This is a genomic window from Halorubrum sp. SP3 (genome assembly GCF_005435195.1).
In the GTDB taxonomy this organism is placed as follows: Archaea; Halobacteriota; Halobacteria; order Halobacteriales; family Haloferacaceae; genus Halorubrum; species Halorubrum sodomense.
This window is the reverse complement of record NZ_SGTU01000472.1, coordinates 1-363: the sequence shown is the minus strand read 5'-3', so window position 1 is coordinate 363 and position 363 is coordinate 1. Positions and strand designations below refer to the sequence as shown.

The 363-nt window shown below is 55.1% G+C and carries 1 protein-coding gene; it reads right to left on the bottom strand.

The genetic code is table 11. The features are described 5' to 3' along the window. Nucleotides 1-116: 116 nt before the first annotated feature. Nucleotides 117-363 (bottom strand): hypothetical protein (locus tag EXE42_RS19890; protein ID WP_137707094.1); only part of this gene is annotated, 247 nt, incomplete at its 5' end.

Genomic DNA, 363 nt, shown 5'->3' with positions numbered 1-363 from the left:
ACGACCGCATCAAAAAAGAGGAATTTTCCTGGCTTCACAGGCTGAAGCTACCGCTTTCTCGTGAGCGGTGATACTACTTCAGACCCTCATTCCGGCTGTTCGGAATCGAGCTGCGATCAGTCTCGACGGGGGATCCACAGCCCGTACAGGATCAGCCCCAACCCAACGAACTCGGGTAGCTGGAGAAGACTGTTGATCACTTGGAGCGGCAAGTCCCCGAAATACGTCAGTGTCAGCGCTAACGGAGCCTGTACGAATAACGTCAGCACGAACCCGACTGCGATATACAACATCGGACGACTCTGGTTTTGCCGGTATGCGGCGTACGCGAGATAGCTGATCCCCAACCCGAGTATCATCGGG